This is a genomic window from Micromonospora sp. NPDC023737 (assembly GCF_040639715.1).
Lineage (GTDB): Bacteria > Actinomycetota > Actinomycetes > Mycobacteriales > Micromonosporaceae > Micromonospora.
Window position 1 is genome coordinate 548,684 of the sequence record NZ_JBFAAL010000003.1, and the last position, 23,552, is coordinate 572,235.

16 protein-coding genes and 2 pseudogenes are annotated in these 23,552 nt (G+C 71.3%); 8 read left to right on the forward strand and 10 right to left on the reverse strand.

Annotated features, from left to right (window positions below; all coding sequences use genetic code 11):
• Positions 1-3: 3 nt before the first annotated feature.
• The 5 genes from AB0F98_RS11390 to acs form a co-directional block, all read right to left on the reverse strand.
• The gene (locus tag AB0F98_RS11390) at positions 4-936 is read right to left on the reverse strand and encodes an alpha/beta hydrolase (protein WP_357732368.1); all 933 of its coding nucleotides are present in this window, start codon (positions 934-936) and stop codon (positions 4-6) included.
• Between the two features lie 225 nt (positions 937-1,161).
• Positions 1,162-3,558 (reverse strand): immune inhibitor A domain-containing protein, encoded by a 2,397-nt coding sequence (locus tag AB0F98_RS11395; protein WP_357732509.1) that lies wholly within the window; start codon positions 3,556-3,558, stop codon positions 1,162-1,164.
• A 318-nt stretch (positions 3,559-3,876) separates the two neighbouring features.
• Positions 3,877-6,180 carry an immune inhibitor A domain-containing protein gene (locus AB0F98_RS11400; RefSeq protein ID WP_357732371.1) on the reverse strand — a complete coding sequence of 768 codons (2,304 nt, stop codon included), beginning with the start codon at positions 6,178-6,180 and terminating at the stop codon, positions 3,877-3,879.
• Between the two features lie 379 nt (positions 6,181-6,559).
• Positions 6,560-9,352 (reverse strand): immune inhibitor A domain-containing protein, encoded by a 2,793-nt coding sequence (locus AB0F98_RS11405; protein WP_357732374.1) that lies wholly within the window; start codon positions 9,350-9,352, stop codon positions 6,560-6,562.
• Positions 9,353-9,620: 268 nt separating this feature from the next.
• Positions 9,621-11,615 (reverse strand): acetate--CoA ligase, encoded by a 1,995-nt coding sequence (gene acs / locus AB0F98_RS11410; protein WP_357732377.1) that lies wholly within the window; start codon positions 11,613-11,615, stop codon positions 9,621-9,623.
• 214 nt (positions 11,616-11,829) lie between these two features.
• On the opposite strand from acs, the gene AB0F98_RS11415 reads away from it, so the two are divergent.
• Positions 11,830-12,576 carry an oxidoreductase gene (locus AB0F98_RS11415; RefSeq protein ID WP_357732380.1) on the forward strand — a complete coding sequence of 249 codons (747 nt, stop codon included), beginning with the start codon at positions 11,830-11,832 and terminating at the stop codon, positions 12,574-12,576.
• Between the two features lie 101 nt (positions 12,577-12,677).
• Here AB0F98_RS11415 and AB0F98_RS11420 read toward each other — a convergent pair whose 3' ends face one another.
• The 5 genes and pseudogenes from AB0F98_RS11420 to AB0F98_RS11440 form a co-directional block, all read right to left on the reverse strand.
• Entirely contained in the window at positions 12,678-13,310 is a 633-nt protein-coding gene (locus AB0F98_RS11420; RefSeq protein ID WP_357732383.1) for a TetR/AcrR family transcriptional regulator, read from the reverse strand.
• Positions 13,205-14,569, reverse strand: coding sequence for an isoprenylcysteine carboxylmethyltransferase family protein (locus AB0F98_RS11425; RefSeq protein WP_357732386.1), 1,365 nt, complete (start codon positions 14,567-14,569; stop codon positions 13,205-13,207). Before AB0F98_RS11425 ends, AB0F98_RS11420 begins: the two co-directional genes overlap by 106 nt.
• Positions 14,570-14,718: 149 nt before the next feature.
• Positions 14,719-15,609: pseudogene (locus AB0F98_RS11430) on the reverse strand (hypothetical protein); the annotation flags it as partial.
• 334 nt (positions 15,610-15,943) lie between these two features.
• On the reverse strand, positions 15,944-16,750 hold the full coding sequence (locus AB0F98_RS11435; RefSeq protein ID WP_357732389.1) for an HAD-IB family hydrolase: 807 nt from the start codon (positions 16,748-16,750) through the stop codon (positions 15,944-15,946).
• Between the two features lie 964 nt (positions 16,751-17,714).
• Complete coding sequence (locus AB0F98_RS11440) at positions 17,715-18,131, reverse strand: hypothetical protein (protein ID WP_357732392.1); 417 nt, start codon at positions 18,129-18,131, stop codon at positions 17,715-17,717.
• Positions 18,132-18,351: 220 nt separating this feature from the next.
• Between AB0F98_RS11440 and ssd the strand changes: the two genes are divergently transcribed.
• The 7 genes and pseudogenes from ssd to AB0F98_RS11475 form a co-directional block, all read left to right on the forward strand.
• On the forward strand, positions 18,352-19,452 hold the full coding sequence (gene ssd / locus AB0F98_RS11445; protein WP_357732395.1) for a septum site-determining protein Ssd: 1,101 nt from the start codon (positions 18,352-18,354) through the stop codon (positions 19,450-19,452).
• The gene (locus AB0F98_RS11450) at positions 19,449-20,657 is read left to right on the forward strand and encodes a TadA family conjugal transfer-associated ATPase (protein WP_357732399.1); all 1,209 of its coding nucleotides are present in this window, start codon (positions 19,449-19,451) and stop codon (positions 20,655-20,657) included. Before ssd ends, AB0F98_RS11450 begins: the two co-directional genes overlap by 4 nt.
• Positions 20,658-21,268: 611 nt before the next feature.
• Positions 21,269-21,868, forward strand: a pseudogene (locus AB0F98_RS11455) (hypothetical protein); the annotation flags it as partial.
• Positions 21,869-22,131: 263 nt separating this feature from the next.
• A complete protein-coding gene (locus AB0F98_RS11460) occupies positions 22,132-22,716 on the forward strand; it encodes a type II secretion system F family protein (protein ID WP_357732512.1) in 585 nt (194 codons plus the stop codon).
• Positions 22,717-22,742: 26 nt separating this feature from the next.
• Entirely contained in the window at positions 22,743-22,910 is a 168-nt protein-coding gene (locus AB0F98_RS11465; protein ID WP_076470820.1) for a DUF4244 domain-containing protein, read from the forward strand.
• Positions 22,907-23,278: a TadE family type IV pilus minor pilin gene (locus AB0F98_RS11470; RefSeq protein WP_357732402.1), complete on the forward strand. Its 372-nt coding sequence runs from the start codon at positions 22,907-22,909 to the stop codon at positions 23,276-23,278. The genes AB0F98_RS11465 and AB0F98_RS11470 overlap by 4 nt, the downstream gene beginning before the upstream one ends.
• Positions 23,279-23,364: 86 nt before the next feature.
• Positions 23,365-23,552: transposase (locus AB0F98_RS11475; RefSeq protein ID WP_357732515.1), on the forward strand; the 188-nt coding region annotated here is incomplete at its 3' end.

A 23,552-nucleotide genomic window follows, 5' to 3' on the forward strand; every position in this document is an offset into this window, starting at 1 on the left:
GCGTCAGGATTTCGTCCAGCGCAGGATCTCACCGAGCACCACGTCCGGCGCCTCCAGGTGCGGGAAGTGCCCCACCCCGTCGAGGAGCCGCCACTCGTACGGGGCGACCACGTAGCGGCCCGAACCCTGAGCGGTACGCGGCAGCGCGGCGACGTCGGCCGCGCCGTGCAGTTGCAGGGTCGGGGTGACCAGCGGCCGCTGCATCAGCTTGACGAAGCGGTAGCCGTGCAGCCGCAACACCGAGCGGAACGCCCACCGGTAGCCTTCCATGGCGCAGAACGCGGCCTGCGGGATCCGCATCGCCTCCCGGCAGCGCTCGGCGTACGCGGCGAAACCCGGGCCGGCCACCCACTCCGGCCCGCCCCACCGGCGCAACAACTCCTCCACGATCGCCCCGCCGTCGCGGGTCAGCACGTGCTCGTAACGGGGTAGCTGGAACTTCAGGGCCGGTGTGGAGGCGGCGAACTGCCCGCGTGGATCGGCGAAGATGGCGGCGCGCAGCCGCAGCGGGTGTGGCGCGCCGAGCACCACGAGCCGGCGTACCAGTGCCGGGTGGAACGAGGCGGCGGTCCAGGCGACCATGCCCCCCGCACCGGTGCCGACCAGGGTGGCGGAACGCTCACCCAGGGCCCGGATCAGCCCAGCGGTGTCGGCGGCGAGCGTGTAGCCGTCGTACCCCCGGGGTGGTTTGTCGCTGGCACCGTAGCCGCGCAGGTCCACGGCGACCGCCCGGAACCCGGCGTCGGCGACGGCCGGGAGCATCTCGTGCCAGGCCCACCAGTGTTCGGGGAAGCCGTGCAGGAAAAGCACCATCGGCCCGGTGCCCGCCTCGACCACGTGGAACCGGCTGCCGTTCGCGCTGACGAATCGATGTGTCCAGGGACCCTCGGTGAGGACGCAGGACTCGTCGACGGGCCCGCCGTACTGGTCGGTCATGAGCCCAGCCTAGGTGCCCGGGACCGGGCGATGCCCCCGTGCCCGGCCGGGGCGTGCGCGAGGCCGGTGCCGCGATGGCCGACAGTCGACCTCCGCGGCTGCGCGCCGGCGACGGACGAAGGAGGCTGGCCGACCTCGTCGGCTACGCGTCGCCGGCCGGAGAAAGAGCGACGCCCGGGCAGGTGACCTGCCCGGGCATCGCGTGGTGGTGCGGGGATCAGCGGATCAGGAGATCCGGATCTTCATCGACGTGCCGTCCTGCTCCAGCACCTTGATCTTGACACCGGTGGCGGGGAGCTTGACGCCGTGGTTCGGCAGCTCCTCGTAGAAGTACTTCTTGGTGTCGTCGAACAGCGGCTCCGCGGCCTGGCCGCGGATGTACTGGGGCTGGCTGTTCAGGTGCAGCGTGAACGAGTCCGCCTTCTTCAGGCTGAACGTCGCGTCGTACACCTGGACCCGGGCCCGCCACGCCTCGCCGGTCAGGTTGTAGATCGGCCGCGGGTGAGCGTCGATGATCATGTTACGACCCTCGCCCGGGTGCTCCAGGGTGTCGTTGTCCTCGTACCGGGTGTTCCAGTACGAGATCAGCAGACCCTCCTGGTACGCGTAGTGGTCCACCCAGTCCGGCCGGGTGTTCGTGTACCCGAAGAAGTACGGGCCGGTCTTCAGGTACTTGTCGTACGAGACGTACGACCGGTTGCCGGCGATGTAGAAGTTGTCGAACAGGCGGGTGTACGACGCCTCGGCGATCTCGAAGCCCCCGGCGAGCGTCCAGCCAGCGGCACCGGCCTCGGCACCATCGCTGAGCAGGGTCTGCCCGTCGGCGGTCACGGTGATGGCGTCACCGTAGAAGCCACCCTCGGACACACCGCCGTCGGTCTGGTAGCGCAGCCGGAACTGCACGTTCTGACCGGCGTAGGCGTCCAGCGGGATGTTGATGTCCACCCACTGCCCGTTGCTGGAGCCGTCCAGGGCGTACCGTCCGGTGGAGATCTCCTTCAGCGGCGCACCGTTGGCCGTGCCCGGCAGCGGCGTCCAGGACTGGCCGTCGGTCGACGCCTCGAAGAAGAGGTAGTCGAAGTCGGCCTCGATGCTGTAGCGACCCTTCATGCTGAACGCGGCACTGGTCTTGCCGGTGAGGTCCAGCGTCCGGGTCATCGTGCTGTTCAGGTCGTCCCGGTTGCCCGAGAAGAACTGCTTCGCGCCGGCGAACGGCGCGCCGTGATCGAAGGTGTACTCCCGCTGCGGGAGGACCACCACGGCACCCTGCGCCTTGTCGGAGTTGTACTCCTGCGGGCCCAGTTCGAGGGTCCGCTTCTGCCCGGCGACGACCACCTCGTAGTCGAGCCAGCCGAGCTGGAGCTTGTTCCAGGCGCCCAGGTCGCCACCGCGGTCGCCGATGCCCTCGTCGTTCTTGGCGCCGAGCCGGCTCTGGGCCATCAGGGTCCAGTGCTCGTTGTTGTTGTCGCCGCCGTTGATGCTGTTGTAGTCGTCCGGCAGACCGAGGTCGTGGCCGTACTCGTGGTAGAAGACGCTCCGGCCACCGTTCTCCGGCTGGATGGTGTAGTCACCGATCCAGATGCCGGTGTTGCCGATCTGGGCGCCACCGGCCGGGAAGTTCGGCGGACCGGTGCGACCCTGGTCGGACGCGAAGGCGTACCAGCGGTGGCTCCAGATGGCGTCCTCGCCCTGGTGCGGGTCACCGTCGGCCTCGTCACCGCCGGAGTGGACGATCTGGAAGTGGTCGATGTAGCCGTCCGGCTCGTTGAAGTTGCCGTCACCGTCGTGGTCGTACCGGTCCCACTGGTCCATGGACTGGACGTCCGCGGCGATCTCCGCGTCAGTCTTGCCCGCGGCCTTCTGGTCGGCGACCCACTGGTTGGCGGCGTCGGCGACCAGGTCCCAGGTGTTGTTGCAGACGTTCGAGGCGCAGGGGTAGCCGCCGGAACGGCCGTAGCGGGCCTCGTTGTACGGCACCTTGACCCAGTCGGTGACCTCGCCCTCGACGCTGTAGCGGCCCGAGGACTGCGCCTCGTAGTACTGCTTCAGCGACTCGTCGCCCGGGTCGGTGCCGAAGTACATCTGCCGGTAGTGGTCGGCGCTGAAGTCCGGCTGCCAGACCGTCGAGTTGTCCACCGCCCGGTTGGGCTGTGGGATCTCGTTGTGCAGCGGCCCGTCGAAGCGGGCCGGGCCCGCCGTGTTCGGGTCGGTGTCCTGGTCCGGGTAGTCCGGGTGCCGCTGGTTGCCGAACTCGGCGAGGATCACGAAGATCTTGTCCGTCGTCTCGCGGCCGAGCTCGACGTACTGGTCCTTAGTCGCGCCCTTGCCGGCCTTGGTGGCCTTGGCGGACCGGTTCGCCGCGCCCCCGACGGCCGCGGTCTCGCCGACCTTGACGACGGTGCTGCCGTTGATCTTCTGGGGCTTGGCCCGGCCAGTGAGGACGTCGCTCAGACCCTCCTGGCGCATCGCCCGCCGCTTGTCCTCAAGCGGGTTGGGCAGGTCATGGTCCACCTGGGCGGGTTCGGCCACCGACGGAGCGGCGGCCGGCAGCTTCGGCGCCGCACTGGCAGAGGTGCCAGCCACCAGTCCCGTCGCCGTCAGCGAAAGCCCGAGCAGACCCACTGCGACTTTGCGCACGTGGTACCTCCGATGTGAGGGAACCGGCCCCCCGGGGTTGCGGGCCGGCTGTGACGGCCCCTGGGGGGCCACTGGTGAACATAGACACTGCTGCGTCGAGTGGGAAGACAGCCACGTCGATTTGTTGCAAAGTTTTGTTGGCTCTGCCTTCGGCCGTCATACTCCTGCGGGTCGATCAATGGACATGAGCAGGTCGGATCCAGTGCGAGTAGCAGCCAGCGGCGTATTTCGATCAATGCGATCGAAGGTACGAAAAAGGGGCCGGCGACGTTTCCGCCACCGGCCCCGAAGATGATCGATGGATCAGTTGCTAACGCGCACGACCATCTTGTCGGTCGGCTTGTTGCCCTGCTTCACGATCTCGATGCGGGTGCCCGTTCCGGCCACCTTCACCGAGTTCTGCTCGTTCTGCGCCGACCAGTAACGGTCCACCACGCTGTCGTCGAAGACCGGGTTGGCCTTCAGCTTCGGCAGGGTGACCGGCACCCCGTTGAGGTGGAAGGTCTGCGCCGGCTTCTGCTTCGTGCTGAAGGTCGCGTCGAAGCCGTTGCGCCGGTTGGTGATGTCGCCCTGGCCCGGGACCGTGATGGGGCCCGGCCGCACGTCGACCGGCAGGTCCAGGCCGTAGCCGGGGTGCTCCGACGTGTTGTTGTCACCGTAGGCGTAGTTCACGTACCAGACCAGCATGCCGGGCTGGTTGGCGTACCGCTCGACCCAGTTGGGACGGGTGTCGCTGTAGCCGTAGTTGTAGCCGCCGGTCTCCAGCGTCTCGTCGTAACCGAAGTAGGTCCGGTTCTCGGCGATGTAGAAGCGGGGGTACTCGGCGGTCACCTCGCCGCTCATCCGGGTGAAGCCCCGGGCGGTCCACTCGGCGGCCGGCGTCTCGGCGTCGTCGGTCCAGGCGGCGGCGCCGTCCTTGACGAGCGAGATGTCGTCCAGGAACGCGCCGGCGAGGTGCAGGCCGCCGTCGCTCTGGTAGCGGTAGCGGAACTGGACGACCTTGCCGGCGTACGCCGACAGGTCGTAGTTCAGGTCCACCCAGTCGCCGTTGGACGAGCCGTCGACCCCGGTCTCCGAGGCCTCGATCAGCGGGTTGCCCAGCTGCGTCCAGCTCGCGCCGTCGTCGGTCGACACCTCGGCGTAGAGGTAGTCGAAGTCCTCCTCGATCTCGTACCAGGCCTTGGCGTTGATCGAGGCGGACGAGGCGCCGGTCAGGTCGAGCTGCCGGGTCAGCGTCGTGTTCAGGTCGTCGGCGCTGCCGCCCCACCACTCGTACGACCCGCCGAACGGCGTGTTGTAGGCGGTGGTCTGCTCCTGCGGCGGCAGGTTCACGACGACGGCCTGGGCGAGCGGGCCGTTGCTGTCGCCGGCCGGGCCGAGCGTGACCTCGCTGGTGCCCTTGCCGTACTCGACGGTGGAGTAGTTCAGCCAGCCGAGGAAGAGCTTCGACCACGGGTCCATGTAGCCCGGGGTCGAGCCGATGTCCTGCTTGCCGTGGCTCAGCCACGAGCCGGCCGACATGAGGCTCCAGAAGCCGACGCCGTTGTCGCCGCCGACGGTGTCGTAGAGGTCGGGCAGACCGAGGTCGTGGCCGTACTCGTGGGAGAAGACACCGACGCCGCCGTTCTCCGGCTCCGTGGTGTAGTCGCGGATCCACATGCCGGTGTCACCGATCTGCACGCCACCGGCCTTGTTGCCCTCCGGACCGGCGGTGCCGGCCAGGTTGGTGAACGCGCCCCAGCGGTGCGACCAGATGGCGTCTTCGCCCTCGGCGCCGCCGCCGGCCTCCTCACCGATGCCGGCGTGCACGGCCTGGAAGTGGTCGATGTAGCCGTCGGGCTCGTTGAAGTCGCCGTCCTGGTCGAAGTCGTACCGGTCCCAGACGTCGAACTGGGCCAGGTAGTCCTTGATCTGCTCCGGCGTCTTGCCGGCGGCGACCTGGGAGTCGTACCAGGAGGTGGCGGTGTCCTTGATGAAGTTCCAGGATCCGTCCGACTCGGGGATGGCGTTGCTGCCGTACCGGGCCTCGTTGTAAGGGACGGTGACCCAGTCGCTGACGTCGCCGCCGATGGTGTACCGGCCGCCGGACTGCGCCAGGTAGAAGTCGCGCATCGACTCGCCGCTACCGTAGAACATGTCGAGGTAGTGCTGGCGGTCGTAGTTCGCCGACCACGTGGTGCTGTTGTCGTCGGTCGCGCCGCCGTCGTACTTCCGGTCGGGCTCCGGGATCTGGTTCACCACTGGGCCGGCCGAGCCGCCGGTCCGCGGGTCGACCTTGTCGCCGAAGTTGACCAGCATGGTGAAGATCGGGTCGACCTTCGGCGGCTGCTGGTACTCGACGAACTTGTCCTTGATCTTGATGACCTTCGAACCGTGCCGGGTCTCCAGCTTGGCCTTGCCGCTGAGCAGGTCGCCGATGGCCTGCTTGCGGAGCTCGCGCTGCTGGTCCGCCTTCGGATCGGGCAGGTTGTCCGGGCCATGCTCGGTCCGGTCGGATGAGGGGGTCGGGCTCGCCGCGGGGGCGCCGGAGGCCGGCGTAGCCACGACTCCCGCCGCCAGCAGCGCGGCCGCGGCAGTCGCCAGGCCGGCTGTGACTCGTCTCCTCAAAGGAGCCTCCTTTGTGGATCTGTTACATGACGGACCACGCTCACGCACGGACTGTCATGAATTGCGCCAACCACCCTTACAGAGGAGCGAGGGTGTGTCACGAGCTTCCCGAGAGAGACGATCTTCCAACTTGTTCTAATTTGTCAGGGGCAAACGCACTCAATACATCCGTAGCCCGAAGCAACTTTCAACATTACGTTTTAATTACGAGCGCGCGATCCGGCGGTGATTATGCGGTGCCCCGATGGGAAGCGCCGGGGCCCGTGAAAGCGTTACTCCGGTCGTTCATCGATGGCTGGGTGACGTAACAAGCGGGACCGGAGACGAAGCGGCCCGCCCGGAGCCGAGCTCCGGACGGGCCGCGACGAGATCGGTCAGGTCACTGCTTGGCCGGAGTCACGTGGACCCGGGCGCTCGAGTTGTCCTTCGCGCTCTTCTCGATGGTGATCGAAACGCCGTAGTTGACGCGCAGGTCACCGGGGTTGCCGGTGCCCAGCGTGATGGCGCCACCGCCCAACGTCGTGCCGTAGAACTCCCGCGCCGGCTTCCCGTCCGGGTAGGTCACCCGGGTGGTGTACGGAGCGTTGTCCCGCGACGGCAGGACCACCGAGGCGTCGCTGTCCCGGGCGTACGCGGCCCCGTCACGCATTTCGATGCCCGGGTACCAGCCCTTGGCGTCGGTGAACTTCTTCACCGGCGGCTGCGCCCCGAACTTCGTGCAGTACGCGCTGTACGGCTCGCCTGCGGCCTCCAGGCACTCCTGGAAGGGGTACGTCGGCTTCAGCGAGAACGCGGCGTTCGACGACTGCGGACGGCTGGGCAGGTTGTCCGTCACCGACGGGTCCTTGACGGCCGCCGTGCCCTTGCGCCGCAACGGGTCGAAGTGCGAGTCGACGATGAGCAACCCGCCCTTCGCGCCGTAGCTGGGCAGCGAGGTGAGCTGCCCGGTGACGTGGTTGACGTCGCCGAGCGCGGTGTCCCGGTACCAGACCAGCATGCCCGGCGCGTTGTACGAGACTCGGTCGACCTTCCACGCGTCGCGCGAGTAGATCGTGTCGTAGGTGTACTTCAGGCCCTCGTCGAAGCCGTCGAAGTTGCGCCACTCGGCCAGGTAGTAGTGCGCCTGGACCATGGTGCCGCTGTCGATGTTCCAGCCCTCGCCCGTGGTGTCGACCCAGGTGCCGACCGTCGGCGTCCAGCCGTTGGCGCCACTCTCGACGTCGTCACTCCAGGTGGTGGCCCCGCCGCCGGTGACCGAGAAGTCGTCGGCGAACCAGCCCCGCTCCTCGAAGGCCTCGTCGGTGGCCTGGCGCAGCCGCAGGTGGACGGTCGTGCCCGCGTACGACGACAGGTCGACGTAGTCGTGCCGCCAGCCCTCGGTGCTCCCGGTCAGGCCGTACTTCTTGCCACCGAAGTCGTTCATCCGGCCGTTCGGGTCCGGGTAGTTGTCCGGGGTGGTGACCACGTTGCCGGCCTCGTCGTACACCTTCTGCTCGGTCCAGGTTGCGCCGCCGTCGGTCGAGACCTCGACGAAGCCGTAGTCCCAGTCCGCCTCGATGACGTAGTTGTTCCACATCCAGAACTTCGCGTCGGCCGCCGCCGGAACCGCGACCGAACGGGTCAGCCTGACGTCGGCCCACTCCTGGTCGTTGCCGCTGTGCCACATGTTCGCGCCACTGTGCGGCTCGGCCATCGTGATGACCTTGTCCGGCAGGTCGATCTTGATGCCGTCCTCGGTGCCCACCGGGGTACGTGAGGTCTGCCCGAGCTCGACGTCACGCGGCCGGGAGCCGGGCGCGACGGTGAGCGGATCGGCCCAGCCGAGCACCCACTTGTCCCAGATGCCCATGTGGGTGGGGAGCGCCTGGAAGATCTCGCCGGAGTGCGAACCCGAAGCCATCAGGTCCCAGAAGTCGACGTCCGAGTCGGCGTTGCCGGAGGTGTCGTAGAGGTCCGGCAGGCCGAGGTCGTGGCCGAACTCGTGCGCGAAGACGCCCACGCCGGCGTCCTCCGGCTGGACGATGTAGTTCGACACCTGGAGGTTGGTGCCCGGAATGGTGTAGCCGCCCGGCACCGAGGAGGAGTGTGCCCAGACCGCGTAGACGCCCTGCGCGCCACCGCCGGAGGACTTGCCCTTGCCGGCGTGCACCAGCACCAGGTGGTCGATCACGCCGTCGGGCTCGAAGAAGTTGCCGTCACCGTCCCGGTCGGCCTGGTCCTCGATGTCGTAGTCGGCCCACGGGAAGTCCGGGTCCTGCGTCGCCAGCGTGGAGATCGCGTCGGTGGCGAGCCGACCGGCGCCGGCCGGGTTGTCCGGGTGACCGTTCATCGACTGCTCACGCCCGGCGACCCAGTTGCCGTTCTCGTCCTGGAAGCAGCGGTTCGCGGCGTACCAGGCCTCCGAGTGCGGCACGGTGATCCACGGGCTGGCCTGCCCGTCCACCGTGTACGCGCCCTTCGACATCTCCAGGTACATGTTGTGCATGGTGCGGCCGGACAGGTCGATGCCGCGCTTGCCGTCCGGGCCCTTCAGGTCCTTGCGCACCCGCTCGGTGATGCCGTTCTTGGTGTACAGCATCTTGTCGAAGTGCTCGGGCGAGAAGTCCGGCACCCACATCGAGTTGTTGTCCTCGTACGGCAGCCCGGCCGGATCCGGGATGTTGTTGTGCTTCGGCCCGTTCTGCACCGTGCCGGGAACGCAGGTACGGTCCTCGAACACCGTCTGCGGCACCATGACGTCGGTGAAGTCGTCGTTGGCCTGATCGTTGAACTCCACGAGCAGCGTCAGCAGCTTCGCCGTCTGGGTGCTCGGCGCCTGCTTGATCTGGCGCGGGTTCTTGCCGGTCTTGATCGACTTGGCTTCGACCTTGGCCAGCTCGCGCGCGGTGACCGGGTTGCCCCGGGCGTGCTTGCGGTCGAACTCACGGACCTTCTCGTGGGCCGGGGCGTACACACCGTCCTTGCCCTTGACCTCGCGGCCGGCCGTGTCCGGCTGCACCTCCGGCTCGGCGTAGTTGATGTAGTACTCGTCGGATCCGATCACCGCGCGTGGCGTCGAGGTGGTCTCGGCCGCCGCGCTGCTGGTCACCGTCAGTGACGTGGCCGCGAGGGCGATGGCGGGCAGCGCGACGAGTAGCCGTCGACGCCCGCTGGACTGGGGTCTTCTGTTCATGCCGCTCCGATCTCGGGCATGGGATGGCAGGACTTCGGCCGGGCCCCTCGTCGATGTGACGGTCGTCGAAGTTGCACGGCCGGCGTGAACCTAAATCACCGGGGCACTGGAGCGACAGGGGTCGGAGCGTCCCTGTGTCCGTTCAGCTTTCTCCGGTTCACCCGACCGACCGATGTGACACCCCGTATCAGGAGATGCTGCTTCCCGTAAGAAATGACAGAGGGTGGCGGCCCCGCGGGCCGCCACCCTCCATTCGGTACGTCGGTCGTCAGTCCTCGTCGGACTTTCCGCCGCCCATGCCGGCGGCGATGAGTTCCATGACCGAGGAGTCCTGGAGCGTGGTGACGTCACCCAGGGACCGGTTCTCCGCCACGTCGCGCAGCAGGCGGCGCATGATCTTGCCGGAGCGGGTCTTCGGCAACTCGGGCACCAGCATGATCTGCCGCGGCTTGGCGATCGGGCCGAGCGTCTTCGCCACGTGGTTGCGCAGGTCGGCAATGAGCTGCTCGCCCGCTTCGCCCCCGGTCTCCGCGCTACCCCGGGGGATGGCGAACGCCACGATCGCCTGCCCCGTGGTCGGGTCGGTGGCGCCGACCACCGCCGCCTCGGCCACCGACGGGTGGGAGACGAGCGCCGACTCCACCTCCGTGGTCGAGATGTTGTGCCCGGACACCAGCATCACGTCGTCGACCCGGCCGAGCAGCCAGACGTGCCCGTCGTCGTCCTTCTTCGCGCCGTCACCGGCGAAGTAGACCCAGTCGCCGCCCGACCCGCTGCCCGCGCCGGCCCCGAACCGAGACCAGTACGTCTCCAGGAAGCGGTTGTCGTCGCCCCAGATGGTGCGCAGCATCGACGGCCACGGCTCGGTGAGCACCAGGTAGCCGCCACCGCCGTTGGGCACCGACCGGCCCTGATCGTCGACCACGTCGGCGGCGACACCCGGCAGCGGACTCATGGCGCTGCCCGGCTTCGCCGCGGTCACCCCGGGCAGCGGCGAGATCATGATCGCGCCGGTCTCGGTCTGCCACCAGGTGTCCACCACCGGCAGCTCACCGTGGCCGACATGCTGCCGGTACCAGATCCACGCCTCCGGGTTGATCGGCTCACCGACGCTGCCCAGCAGCCGGAGCGAGGAGAGGTCGTACCCGGCCGGAATGTCCTCGCCCCACTTCATCATGGTGCGGATCAGCGTCGGCGCGGTGTAGAGGATCGTCACCTTGTACTTGTCGACGATCTCCCAGAACCGGCCCCGGTGCGGGGTGTCCGGCGTGCCCTCGTACATCACCTGGGTGGCGCCGTTGGAGAGCGGCCCGTACACGATGTACGAGTGCCCGGTGACCCAGCCGATGTCGGCCGTGCACCAGTAGACGTCGCTCTCCGGCTTCAGGTCGAAGACCGCGTGCGTGGTGTACGAGGTCTGGGTCAGGTAGCCGCCGGTGGTGTGCAGGATGCCCTTCGGGCGAGCCGTGGTGCCGCTGGTGTAGAGGATGAACAGCGGGTGCTCGGCGTCGAACGGCTGCGCGACGTGCTCCGGCGAGGCGGTCTCCACCGTCTCGTGCCACCAGCGGTCCTTCTCCGACCAGGCGACGTCCCCACCGGTGCGGCGGACCACCAGCACGTGCTCTACCGACGGGCACTTCGCCACCGCCTCGTCCACGGTCGGCTTGAGCGCCGACGGCTTGCCCCGCCGGTAGCCGCCGTCCGCCGTGATGACCACCTTGGCGCTGGCGTCCTGAATGCGGTTGGTCAGCGCGTCCGCGGAGAAGCCGCCGAAGACCACGCTGTGCGTGGCCCCGATCCGGGCGCAGGCGAGCATCGCGGCCGCCGCCTCCGGAATCATCGGGAGGTAGATCGCCACCCGGTCGCCGACCGTCACACCCAGGTCGGTCAGCGCGTTCGCCGCCTGGCAGGTGAGCTTGTGCAGATCGGCGTAGGTGAGGGTGCGGGTGTCACCGGGCTCGCCCTCCCAGTGGATCGCCACCTTGTCGCCCAGGCCGGCCTCCACGTGCCGATCCAGGCAGTTGTACGCCACATTGAGCTGACCGCCCACGAACCACTTCGCGAACGGTGGGTTCGACCAGTCGAGCGTCTGCTCCCACTGCTTCGACCAGGCCAGCCGCCCGGCCTGCCGCTCCCAGAAAGCCAACCGGTCGGTCGCCGCCTCGTCGTACGCGTCGGCCTTCACGTTGGCGTTCGCGGCGAGTTCGGCCGGCGGCGGGAACTGGCGCGTCTCATTCAGCAAGTTGGCCAATGCCTCGCTCATCCGTGCTCCTCGTCGCTCGGGGTGACCTGCGCCTCGTCTGGGGGAGAGGTTAGTCCGGCCGGCCATTCGAGGCGACTGCCGGTCGTTCCCCTACGCGCCCAACGGCCCACGCCACGCGCCCAACTGCAAGCAGGGCAGCGGCAACGCGTGCCCCCTGGAATCGGCTGCGGTGGTTGGTCGCCGCCGCCCCCGCACGGGTCGCTAGCGTGACGGGATGACCACCGACCCGCTCGCCCCGCTGCTCGAACTCGCCGATGTCGCCCCCGCCGCGCAGCAGGCGCGGGAACGGTTCGACGAGGCGCTCGGGCATCGCGCGCTGCGCCGGCACGGGGGACAGGTCGCCGCCGAGGTGAGCCTCCGGTCCGCGGTGGCCAGCGCCGCGCTCGAGGGGTACACGTACGACCGCGAGGCGGTCCGAGCCGGCACCGTCACCGACCCGGTGCTCCAGGGCGCGCTGCGGGTCGCTGGGGCGCTGCCCGGGCTGATCGAGCTCTGGCCGAAGGCACCCCGGCAGGCGCTGGCCAGGCTGCACGTGCTCGCCGCCCGGGACGTCGTACCCGAGCCGGAGCTGGGGCGGCCGATCGCCGACCCGGTGGTCGGCGCCCGCCTGGACAACCTCGCCGCGCTCGTGGCCGGCGGCACCCGGGTGTCGCCGCTGGTGCTCGCGGCCGTGGTGCACGGCGAGCTGTTGGCGCTGCGGCCGTTCGCCGGCCCGTCCGGCGTGGTGGCCCGCGGCGCGGCCCGACTGGTGCTGCTGGCCAGCGGCACCGACCCGCGCGGCCTGCTCCCGGTGGACGTCGGCCACCACGAGCGGGAACCCGAGTACGTCGGTGCGGCCGGGGCCTTCGCCACCGGCACCCCGGACGGGCTCCGCTCCTGGCTGCGGCACTACATGAGCGCGGTCGAGGTGGGCGCGGCCGAACTCACCCGGATCGGCGACGAGGTGCTGGCCGCGTCCTGACGAGTCGGAACACCGCGCCACACGGCTGACCGCGGCAACTCCGGGAACCTGTTCCCTTCCGGTGCCGGACCCTAGTGCCAGGCGGCCACCGCGTGGCACCGTCAGCTTCGGCGTACCGCCTTGGTGATCCTGCTTTGGAGCGCGCGCCGCGCGATGGGTCCGAGGTCGTCCACGACCTCGATGAGCACGGCGAGTTGGTCGAGGGCGGACAGTGCCTGCTCGGTGCCGGCCCGATCCACCCCGTCGTAGAGCTCGAGACCGATGAACGCGGCGGAGACGGCCCGGGCGAGGCCCGGCACGTCGGTGACCTCGGCGACCGGCGACCCGGCGAGCAACCGGTTCAGGACGCTCTCGATCTCGTTCGCCCAGAGCTGGAGAGCGGCGGCCGTGGGCGGAGCGAGCCGCTCGTCACCCTGTGCGCCGGCGAGAAGCTGGGCCAGGATCGAGACATTGCCCAGTTCCCGTTCCTGTTCGTGCAGCGCGCGCCCGACACTGAGCAGCTCGCGCAGGGAGCCGGCCTCCCGAAGGCGGGCCGACCAGTGCGCGACGCGCTCGGCGGTGCTCGCCTGGCAGGCTGCCGCGAGCAGGTCGTCGACCGTGCCGAAGTGGTAGAAGACGAGGGCCTGGTTCACTCCGGCGGCGGCGGCGATGGTACGGGCCGAGACACCGGCGATGCCGTGAAGGCGGATTGCCGCGATCGTTCCGTCGAGCAGCCGTTGCTTGGTGTCGGACATGCCTCTCCTCGCCGATCCACTGAGTGGGGCGGTGCGATCATCGCATCGGTGACCAGTTGCGCCGCCCAGGTCACCCCGGGCACGCGCAGGAACCAGCCCAGCCAGGCCCAGCCGAGATCGACGTGTTCGAGTGCGCGGGCGACGGCGGCCACCCCCCGTTCCGTGTGGCCGTCGTCGCCCGTGTACTCGGCGCGCCACAGCATCCTGGGATGTTCCGAAGCGGGCGCGATGGTGAGGTTCACCGGACGTCGGCGCTCGAGGAACTGCCAGACGGCCGCGCACGGCCCGCAGTCGACGTCGAGCCAGAGGACCGCGGGCGCCCCGGTGGCGTACGGGCGTCGGCGAGGCCGCCAGTCGCGCACTTCCCGCCGGTAGTCCCGCCACCGCTGCCCGTACCGGCCGTCGAGGTCGTGCTCCTCGTGCGGGCGGGCCACGGCCGCGCCGAAGGCGACCGCCGCCGCACCGGCGGCCGCGAGCGTCGCGCTGCGGCTCGCCGCGGCGACGAGCAGCAGTAGCGCCACGGCACTGAACTGCATCGGGTTGGCCAGGTAGGCGTAAGGGCCGGTGGCGACGAGGCGACGCGGCGGGTCCCACGGGTAGGGCGTCCCCTCGCCACTGAGCACGAACTCGCGTACCGCCGCGAGCGCCGGTGCGGCGACCAGCAGGCCCACCTGCGCGACGACCAGCAGCAGCGGCGCGGGCAGGCCGGTGAGCGCGCCCCACGAGCTGTCGCCCAGTTCGAAGGCGACGGTGGGTACGAGCCACAGCAGCGTTGCGGTGAAGACTGCGAGCTGGAGCAGCACCCGGGTACGCAGGTGCCGGCGATCGGCGCTCAACCGGCCGAGCAGCTGCGCCGGCAGGGCGACGACGAGCAGCCCGAGCACCTCGCCGACCAGCCAGTGTGGCCCGAGGTGAACCAGCGGGTGCAGCTCGGGCATCGCCAGGGCGTCGAGCCAGAGCAGCAGGCCCAGAGCCACCGGCGTCGGAAGCGCCCGGCGCAGCAGGACCGGCAGCGCCCCCCACAGCGCAGCCCAGCCGAGCCACAGGTCCACCGGCAGCCCCCGGAACGAGCCGGGCACCGGCGCGAAGGAGAACCAACCGGCGAGCCGAGCCACCTCGTTGAGGGCTGCCACCCCGACCGCGCAGGCCACGAACGCCAGCAGCGCGGCGGCCCGCGCGTCCCGGCCCCGCTCCAGCCGTGCCGCGGCGAGCACCGCGAGCACGGGCAGGCCCAGGCTGAGGTAGCGAGCGGCGGTCATCGCCAGCCGCCGGATGTGGTGCCGCCCAATGCGGCGGCACCGGCAGTGTCGTGTCCGGCAGTGTCGTGGTCGGTCGTGTCGCTGTCGGTCGTGTCGTTGTCGGTTGTGCCGTGTCCGGCAGTGCCGTTGTCGGGCCGATCGCCGGGCTGCAGCGCCATCATGTCGAGCAGATGCTCCACGCCCTCGGTGAGCAGCACGTCCTGCAACGGGCCGAAGTACCAGGACGGGTCGAGGCCGCGCCGGTACGTCACCGAGACCTGGACCCGGGTCCGACCGAGGGTCACCGGGTGCCAGCGCACGTCGGCGTGCTGCCAGGTGAACCAGCGGTGGGTGATCGAGGTGTCCTCGGCGAACCGGAAGCTCAGGTGCCCCGGCTCGTTGGCCTCGACCTCGGCCAGCAGGTGGCCGCCGGGGCCGTGAGAGCTGCCGTGGTAGCCGAACACCCAGCGGTCGCCCGGCTCGATGCCGTCACCGTCGACCCGGTCCGGAGTGGGCACGCCCAGCAGCCGCAGCGGTACGGACCGTACGCTCGCCGGTCGCGGTCCGGCGGCCAGGCGGGCGGCCACCTCGTCGGCCGGGATCGCGAGGACGCGGGTCACCTCGACGGACTGGTCGGGGTCGACCCGGGGAGCGATGCCGCTGCCCTCGAGACCCGGCAGCAGCAGCAGCGGCACCGCGATCACCGCGTACGTCCGGGAGGAACGGGAGAGCAGTCGGATCAGCGCCACCGTGCCGTGGGCGACCGCGTAGACGAGCGGCGCGGCCAGCACCACGCAAATCGCGCCCTCGTGCAGCGCAACCGCCGCGAGCAGCAGAGCGATGGTGGTGACGCTGAAGACCCGGCCGTGCGTGGTGCGGGCCGGCGTGACGGCGAGCAGCGCCGCCAGGAGCACCGGGAGCGCCACGAACAGCAGCGCACTGTTCGCCTGGTCCTCCCGTACCGCGATCGTGAAGACCACCAGCCCGAAGGACGCGATCAGCCCCGACAGGACCCAGTTGGCGACCGTTGGGCGTGGGCGCGGGTCCTGCTGCTCGGACATGGTTCCTCCCCGTCTTGAGCGTTCGCTCAAAACGGAGCTTAGGCTGGTTTGAGCGATCGCTCAAGAGTCGGATGTGCGGCACCGCCGGGGTGGACGGGAGTCACGCGGAGTCCCCGCGAGGCGTGCCGGTTAGGCGCAGCGGTCGGCGTCAGGCCGATGGCGCCAACCGCGCAAACGGATGGCGTAGGTGCCACATGCGTCATCGCCCCCGGTCCGGACCGGTCATGCCACCGGGTTCGGGTGCTTGGTGCCGCATGGGCGGAGCGATCTACGGCGGTGCGCCGCGGCGTTCACGGACGAGGGCGCGAACGGCCTCGTCCGGATGAACCGACGATCAGGCGGGCGTGGAGGTCGTCCGGGTACGCCGGTGGCGGCCGTACCAGGCGATGCCGATCGCCACCCCGACGCCGACCGCGGCCGCGGCGGCGGCCACCGGCACGGCCGGCCGCTCGCGCAGCCGCCGGCCCAGCGGGATCGGGTGACGGAACTCCAGCACCGGCCAGGCGTTCTCGGTGGCGAGCTTGCGCAGCTGCCGGTCCGGGTTCACCACGGTGGGATGGCCGACGCACTCCAGCAGCGGGCGGTCGCTGTACGAGTCGGAGTAGGCGTACGAGTCGGCGAGGTCGTAGTCGCGCTCCTCGGCGAGCCGGGTCACCGCCTCGACCTTGCTCGGGCCGGCCGCGTAGAACTCCACCTCGCCGCTGTACCGGCCGTCCTCGACCGCCATCCGGGTGGCGATCACGTCGGTGACCCCGAGCAGTTCGCCGATCGGACGGACCATCTCCTCACCGGAGGCGGAGACCAGCACCACGTCCCGGCCGGCCGCCTGGTGCTCCTCGATGAGCGCGGCGGCCTCGGCGTACACGTACGGATTGATCAGCTCGTGCAGTGTCTCCGCGACGATCTGGCGGACCTGCTCCACCTGCCAGCCCTTGCACAGTGTCGCCAGGTAGTCCCGCGTGCGGGCCATGGTCTGCTCGTCGGTGCCGCCCAGCCGGAACATCAGCTGCGCGTACGCCGACTTGACCACGTCACGACGTGTGATCAACCCGTCCCGGTAGAACGGCCGGCCGAACGCCAGGGCGCTCGACTTGGCGATGACGGTCTTGTCCAGATCGAAAAAAGCGGCACCTCGGCCCACGGCGCGAAAGTCTAGCCCGATGGTCTATGGTCGGCGGGTGCCCGGGGTCCGATGATCTCCAGATCGGCGGCCGGACGCCCTCACCTCAGCGCACAGTGATCGCGATCACACTCTGCGAAAACAAATTCGCAGGGAGTGGAGTGAACACCACTCGACGTAACAGGTCCGCTCAGGCAGACTTGTCCGCACGACGAGTGCTCATATCCGACAGTAGGCAGACCCTCAGCGGTTGCACCCCCCGTGACCGCTGAGTTGGTTCGGCTCGACCCCCCCGGAGCCGAACCTCCCGACGACCCCCGTCTCCCCCCGACGGGGGTCGTCCCTTTGCGCATCGAGCGCTGCGGCCCAGGTCACAGCCCCTCCTCGTCTCCGTCCTTGACGCACTCCCGGTCGGGCCAGACCACGCGGCACCGGTGCGGACCGACGGTGACGACCCGGCTGAGCAGGCCGGCGCGGACAAGCGAGGGCAGGCAGACCCGACGGTGAAGGTTCGATCACCGCAACGGGCGCCCGACCCGGTCACGGGTTCTCGGGTCCGATTCGCCGGCTTCGGTGAGCAGCTGGCGCAGCGCGGCGAGAAGGAAACCAGGCAGCGGCGGCACGGCCTGCACTCCCGGTCGGCTCTTCGGATACGGCTACAGCACCATCCCGCCGTGGGTTTCCCCGGCCACCTGGACGACACGCACCAAGGCCCGGTCCAGGTCCACCGAGGACCGCGTCAGCCCCGCGCACTCACCCCAGCGCAGACCGTCCCCCGGCGACGGCGGACACGATCGCCCGGTGGCGTGGCCGAACGGCCGGGAGCAGCCGGCCAAAGAAGTCCCCCCGACTGATCGTGACCGGCTTGACGTCACGGCACCGATCGCGAGGCAGCTTCACCCCCTCCGCAGGGTTGACCGCGATCAGCCGCCTGAACCGCCGTGGGTCCGTGCCGGGCGAGGGCAGGTACTGCGGCGGTGCCGGGTCACGAGCCGGTTAGTCGCCCGCGGAGCAGGTGGGTGCCCGGGCTGACCACCCCGCTGCCGGCCGCTGTGCCTATCAGCACCAACGTCGCGCCTACCACCCATAGCCCGCTGCCATCGGTCGACGCGGCCTGCACGGCCCAGGGAACCGTGAAGGCGACCGCCATCACCGGCGTGACCAGCCAGGGGCTGAGCCACCAGCCACCGGCGGCGGCGACCACGGCAAGCGTGAGCACGCACCCGGCCACCTGCCACACCGCGTACGGGCCGCTGACCGCGCCGGTCTCCGGGTCAATCTGGTAACCGGTGTTCCAGCTCAGCCAGGCGAGCCAGGTGCCGACCGTCGTTGCCGCCAGGAGCAGGCCGCCGAGCAGGGTCAGTTGTACCCCGGACGGTACCCATCGGAATTGCGTCTTCATGGTCCCCGATTCTCAACGGCCACCCCGGCCCGCGCGATCCGTAGATGACCGGCCGCAGCAGCCAGCATGACGGCCGCACCTGTAGCAGATCCACCGCTGGGACGGGCGTTGTCCACAGCCGGCGCGGTTGTCCACAGGGGATCGCCGTGGGGCGGCCGGCGGCGCGGATCGGGAGCAGGGTCTCGGGCAGCACTACGAGCCCTGACCGCTGGAGGCCGCGATGCCACCCCGTACCTCCGTCCCGTCGCCCGGCCGACGCCCGCTGGTCGTCACCGGCGACGGCGACCTCCTCGACGACCTGCTCCGGCTCGCCGCCGCCGGCGGTGCCGAGGTGGAACTCGCACCCGATCCGGCGGCCGCACGCACCCGCTGGTTGCCCGCGCCGCTCGTACTGGTCGGCGTCGACCAGGCACAGCCCTGCCTGCGGGCCCGGCTGCCGCAGCGCCCCCGCCTCGTCCTGGTGGGCCGCTCCGGCGAACTCGACCCCGGCTGGCAGGTCGCCGAGCTGATCGGCGCCGAGCACGTCGCCACCCTGCCGGCGGCCGAGCCGTGGCTGGTGGACCGCTTCGCCGAACACGGCGCCGACAGGCCGGGGGCCGCCGCCCGGATAGTTGCGGTGCTCGGCGGGCGGGGCGGTGCCGGGGCGAGCATCCTGGCCGGCGCGCTCGCGGTCACCGCGGCCCGGGCCCGCCTGCGGACCCTGCTCGTGGACGCCGACCCGCTCGGCGGTGGGCTCGACCTGATCCTCGGCTGGGAGCAGCTGGATGGGCTGCGCTGGCCGGCGCTCACCGACGCCGACGGCCGGGTCGACGCTCCCGCGCTGGTCCGGGCCCTGCCCCATCGGGGCGACCTCGTGGTGCTCTCCTGGGACCGGGGTGAGCTGCTCGCACTGCCGGCCCCGGCGATGGCGGCCACCCTCGACGCCGCCCGGCGCGGACGCGACTTCGTGGCCGTCGACCTGCCAAGACAGCTCGACGACGCGGCCGTCACCGCGTTACAGGCCGCCGACCGGGCGTACCTGGTCGTCCCGGCGGAGCTACGTGCCATCGCGGCGGCGTCCCGGGTCGCGGCAGCCGCCGCCCTGCATTGCACCGACCTCGCCGTCATCGTGCGCGGGCCGGCTCCGGGTCGGCTCCGGGCCGACGAGGTGGCACGGGCACTCGGGCTGCCACTGGCCGGCACGCTCCGCCCCGAGCCGGCGATCGTGCGGGGGCTCGAACGTGGAGAGGCGCCGGCCGCCACGGGACGTGGCCCGCTGGCCGCGCTCTGCCAGCGGATCGTCGCCGAACTCACCGGCGCACCCGCGGCCGGTGCGGCATGACCGGCGCGTCGGACGACGGCCTTCCCGCCCGGGTACGGCAGCGGATGGCCTCGTCCGCGACTCCGGTCACCCCGGCCGCGATCGTCTCCGCCGTACGCGCCGAGTCCACCGCTGCGGTCCTCGGCGACACCGCCCTGCTGCGGACGGCCGACCGGGTGCGCGACGAGCTGGTCGGCGCCGGTCCGCTCGCCCCGCTGCTGGCCGACCCGGACGTGACCGACGTGCTGGTCAACGGCGTCCGGGTCTGGGTCGACCGGGGGCAGGGCCTGCACCAGGCCGCGGTGCCCCTCGGCTCGGTCGACGACGTACGCCGGTTGGCGCAACGGCTCACCGCGAGTGCCGGCCGGCGGCTGGACGACGGCTCCCCGTACGCGGACGCCCGCCTCGCCGACGGCACCCGGCTGCACGCCGTACTGCCGCCGGTGGCGACGGACGGCCCGTACCTGTCGCTGCGCACCTTCCGGCAGCGACCGTTCACCCTCGACGAGCTGGTGCAGCACGGCACGGTGCCCCGATCGGTGGCACCGGTGCTCTCCGCCGTGGTGGCGGCCCGGCTGGCCTACCTGGTGACCGGCGGCACGGGGTCGGGCAAGACCACCCTGCTCAACACGCTGCTCGGGCTCGTACCGGCAACCGAGCGGATCGTGCTGGTGGAGGACGCGGCCGAGTTGCGGCCACGGCATCCGCACGTGGTGGGACTGCAGGCCCGCACCGCCAATGTGGAGGGCTCGGGTGTGGTCGGGTTGGCCGACCTGGTCCGTCAGGCCCTGCGGATGCGACCCGACCGGCTGGTCGTGGGGGAGTGCCGAGGCGGCGAGGTGGTGGACCTGCTCGCCGCCCTGAACACCGGCCACGACGGCGGTGCCGGGACGCTGCACGCCAACACCCCGACTGACGTGCCGGCGCGGCTGGAGGCGCTGGGGATGCTCGGCGGACTGCCACGTGCCGCACTGCACGCGCAGGTCGCCGCCGCGCTGCAGGTGCTGTTGCAGGTACGCCGGAGCGATCGAGGGCGGGTGCTGGAATCCGTCTGTCTGCTGCTGCCGGAAGGTCCGGACCGGTTGGTGACGGTGGTGCCCGCCTGGGTACGCGGGAATGGCATCGGTCCGGCCGCCCGGGCGCTCGCCACGCTGCTGCGGGAACGGGACGTACCAGTGCCGCCGATCCTCAGCGAGCCCTGGCCCGGATCGGCGGGGCCGGCATGAGCCCGGCAGCCTGGTCGGCGACGACGACGGTGCTGCTGCTGCTGGCAGCCGTGCTGGTCGGCTGGCCGCTGCGTAGCGTCCGGGCCCGTCGTCGCGCGGTGATGGCGGCAGTCGGCGGCTCGGGCCGTTCCCGCCGCCGGTCTGCCGACGAGGCGCTCATCGCCTGGGTCACCGAACTGAGGCGGCCTCTCGACGATCTCTCCGGATCGTCCGGCGCCCGACACGCCGACGCCCCGGCAGATCCCGGCGGCACTTTTCCAGCCTGGTCGAGCCCAGGCTCGTCGGCCGGGCCGGCGCGCGCCGCCGCGCCGGAACGGCCGCAGCCGGTGGGCGTTCTGCGGAGGCAGCCGACCGATGGTGCTGGCCCCGTTGAAGCTGGCGTGGGATGGCCGGTCAGCCGGGACGTCGCCGCGGGAGCGCCCGGGCCGACTGGGCAAGGGCCCGGGCCGGGGCGAGCATCCCGACCGACCGGTCCGCCCGGCCGGCGGGACGGCAGGGCCCCGGCCGGGCTGGGCGGGACGCCGGTTCCGAGCGTCACGGTGCAGCGCGGTCGGGTCGCCGCCCCGCCGACGAGCAGTGGTCCCGGGAGACGGGGGTTCGCGCTGAGCCGGGCGCCGAGGCGCACCCTGCTCCTGGCCGGGTTGGCCGGCGTTGGTCTGGGCGCGTTGCTCGGCGGCGCGGTCGCCTCCGTGGCGCTCGCGACGTACGGCATGTTGGGGGTTCGCGCGGCGATCCGTTGGAAGTCGACGCGGCAGGCCGAGCAGGATCGACGCCGTCGCCTGGACCAGCTCTGCGGGTTCGCCGCGGACCTGCGGGCCGGCCTTCCGGTGCCGGCGCTGACCGATCCGCAGGAGCAGCCGGACGAGTCGGATCGGCTCCACCGGCTCGCGTCCGCTGCCGTACGGCTCGCCGACCGCACCGGCGCACCACTGGCCGACCTGGTGGAGCGGATCGAGGCCGACGCCCGGTCCGTCGACCGGGGACTGGCCGCCGCGACCGCGCAGGCGGCGGGTGCCCGCGCCACCGCCTGGCTGCTCGCGGCTCTCCCACTCGGCGGTATCGGGCTCGGGTACGGCATCGGGGTCGATCCGGTCCACGTGCTCCTGCACACCCCGGTCGGGGCTGTCTGCACGGTGCTCGCCGTCGGGTTACAGGCCGGTGGGTTGTTCTGGGCCGAACGCCTCAGCGCCACACCGGCCCGGGGTGCCTGATGTCCCGGGCCGTCCTGGCCGCCGGTTGCCTGACCGCGGCGGCCCTGCTGCTGGCGGCGACGAGCGGTCGCCGGCCGTTGCACCGGCTGCGATCGCTTCGGGACTCCCACCCGCCCGGGCCGACGCCTGCCAGCGAAGAGTCGGCCGCTGGCCGGTGGTGGTTCGGGCTGGGGCGACCGCAGCGGGGCCACGACGACGACGTCCCATCGGGGGCGGGTTGCCCGCCGGGCGACGGACCTGGCCGGACCGGCCGGCGTCCCGACATGATCCGGCTTGCCTCGGCGCTGGGCGGGGTGGCGGTGGCCGTGGTGGCCGGTGGCTGGCTCGGCCTGCTCGGCGCGGTGCCGACCGCGGTCCTGCTGGACCGGCTACTACGGCGGATCGAGCCGCCCGCGGCCCGTGACCGTCGACTCCGGGAAGCCGCCGACCTGCCACTGGCCGCGGATCTGCTGGCCGCGGCCATGCGCGCGGGCGCGCCCGTGGACAGGTCGGTACTGGCGGTCGCCGAGGCGCTGGACGGTCCGCTCGCGGTCCGGCTCGGGCGGGTCGGCCGGACGCTGCTGCTCGGCGGTGGCCCGGAGGAGGCGTGGTCGGCCCTCGACGGGGTGCCGGGGGCGGAGCGGGTGGCGGCCGCCGCGTACCGGTCGTCGAACAGCGGAGCGGCGCTGGCCGGCGCGTTGACCCGACTCGCCGACGACCTGCGCGCCGACCGGGCCACCGCGGCCGAGGCGTCGGCCCGCCGGGCGGGCGTACTCATCGTGCTGCCGCTGGGACTGTGCTTCCTGCCGGCCTTCATTCTCGCCGGCCTGGTGCCGGTGATCGTCGCCGTCCTGGGCGACGTGCTCTGAGAACCATCGAGGAAGGGGTACGGAACGTGCGCAAACTGCTCGCCCGCCTGCGCGGGGACGCGGGGATGAACACCGCCGAGTACGCCGTCGGCACACTCGCGGCGGTCGCCTTCGCGGGCATCCTGCTGAAGGTGCTGACGTCCGGGAACGTCCAGTCCGCGTTGACGGCCGTCATCGACCGGGCGCTCAAGTGATCCGGCGCCGGCTGGCCGGCCGCGACCGGGGTTCATTCACCGCCGAACTGGCGGCCGGCCTGCCGGCGCTGCTGCTGCTCCTGCTCGCCGGGCTGACAGCCGTCAACGCGGTGAGCACCCGGGCGGGCTGCCTGCACGCGGCGCGGGAGGCGGCGTTGGCTGCCTCCCGTGGCGAGGACGGTCCCGCAGCCGGTGCCCGAGCCGCGCCGGCCGGGTCGGAGATCACCGTCTCGACCGGCGGCGGGCGGGTGCAGGTGACCGTACGGGCACCCGTCCGCGCACTCGGCGCCCGGCTGCCCCGGATCACCGTGATCGCGACCGCTGTCGCCGCCGTCGAGCCAGGTGCGGCCGCGGCGGCGCCGTCGTGAGCGCGGGGGTGGGAGGCGCGATGAGGGGTCAGCTAGGGCGTGTCCTGCCGATCTTGTAGTGGTTGATCGTTGACGATGTCGCGGTGGTGCGTCGTGGCGAGTTGACCGATGAGGCGTGGGCGGTGATCGCGCCGCTGCTTCCCGAGCCGGGTGGTGCTCGGGGGCGGTGGCGGGATCACCGCCAGGTGATCAACGGGATCCTGTGGAAGCTGCGCACGGGTGCGCCGTGGCGTGACCTGCCGGAGCGCTTCGGACCGTGGAAGACCTGCCACGA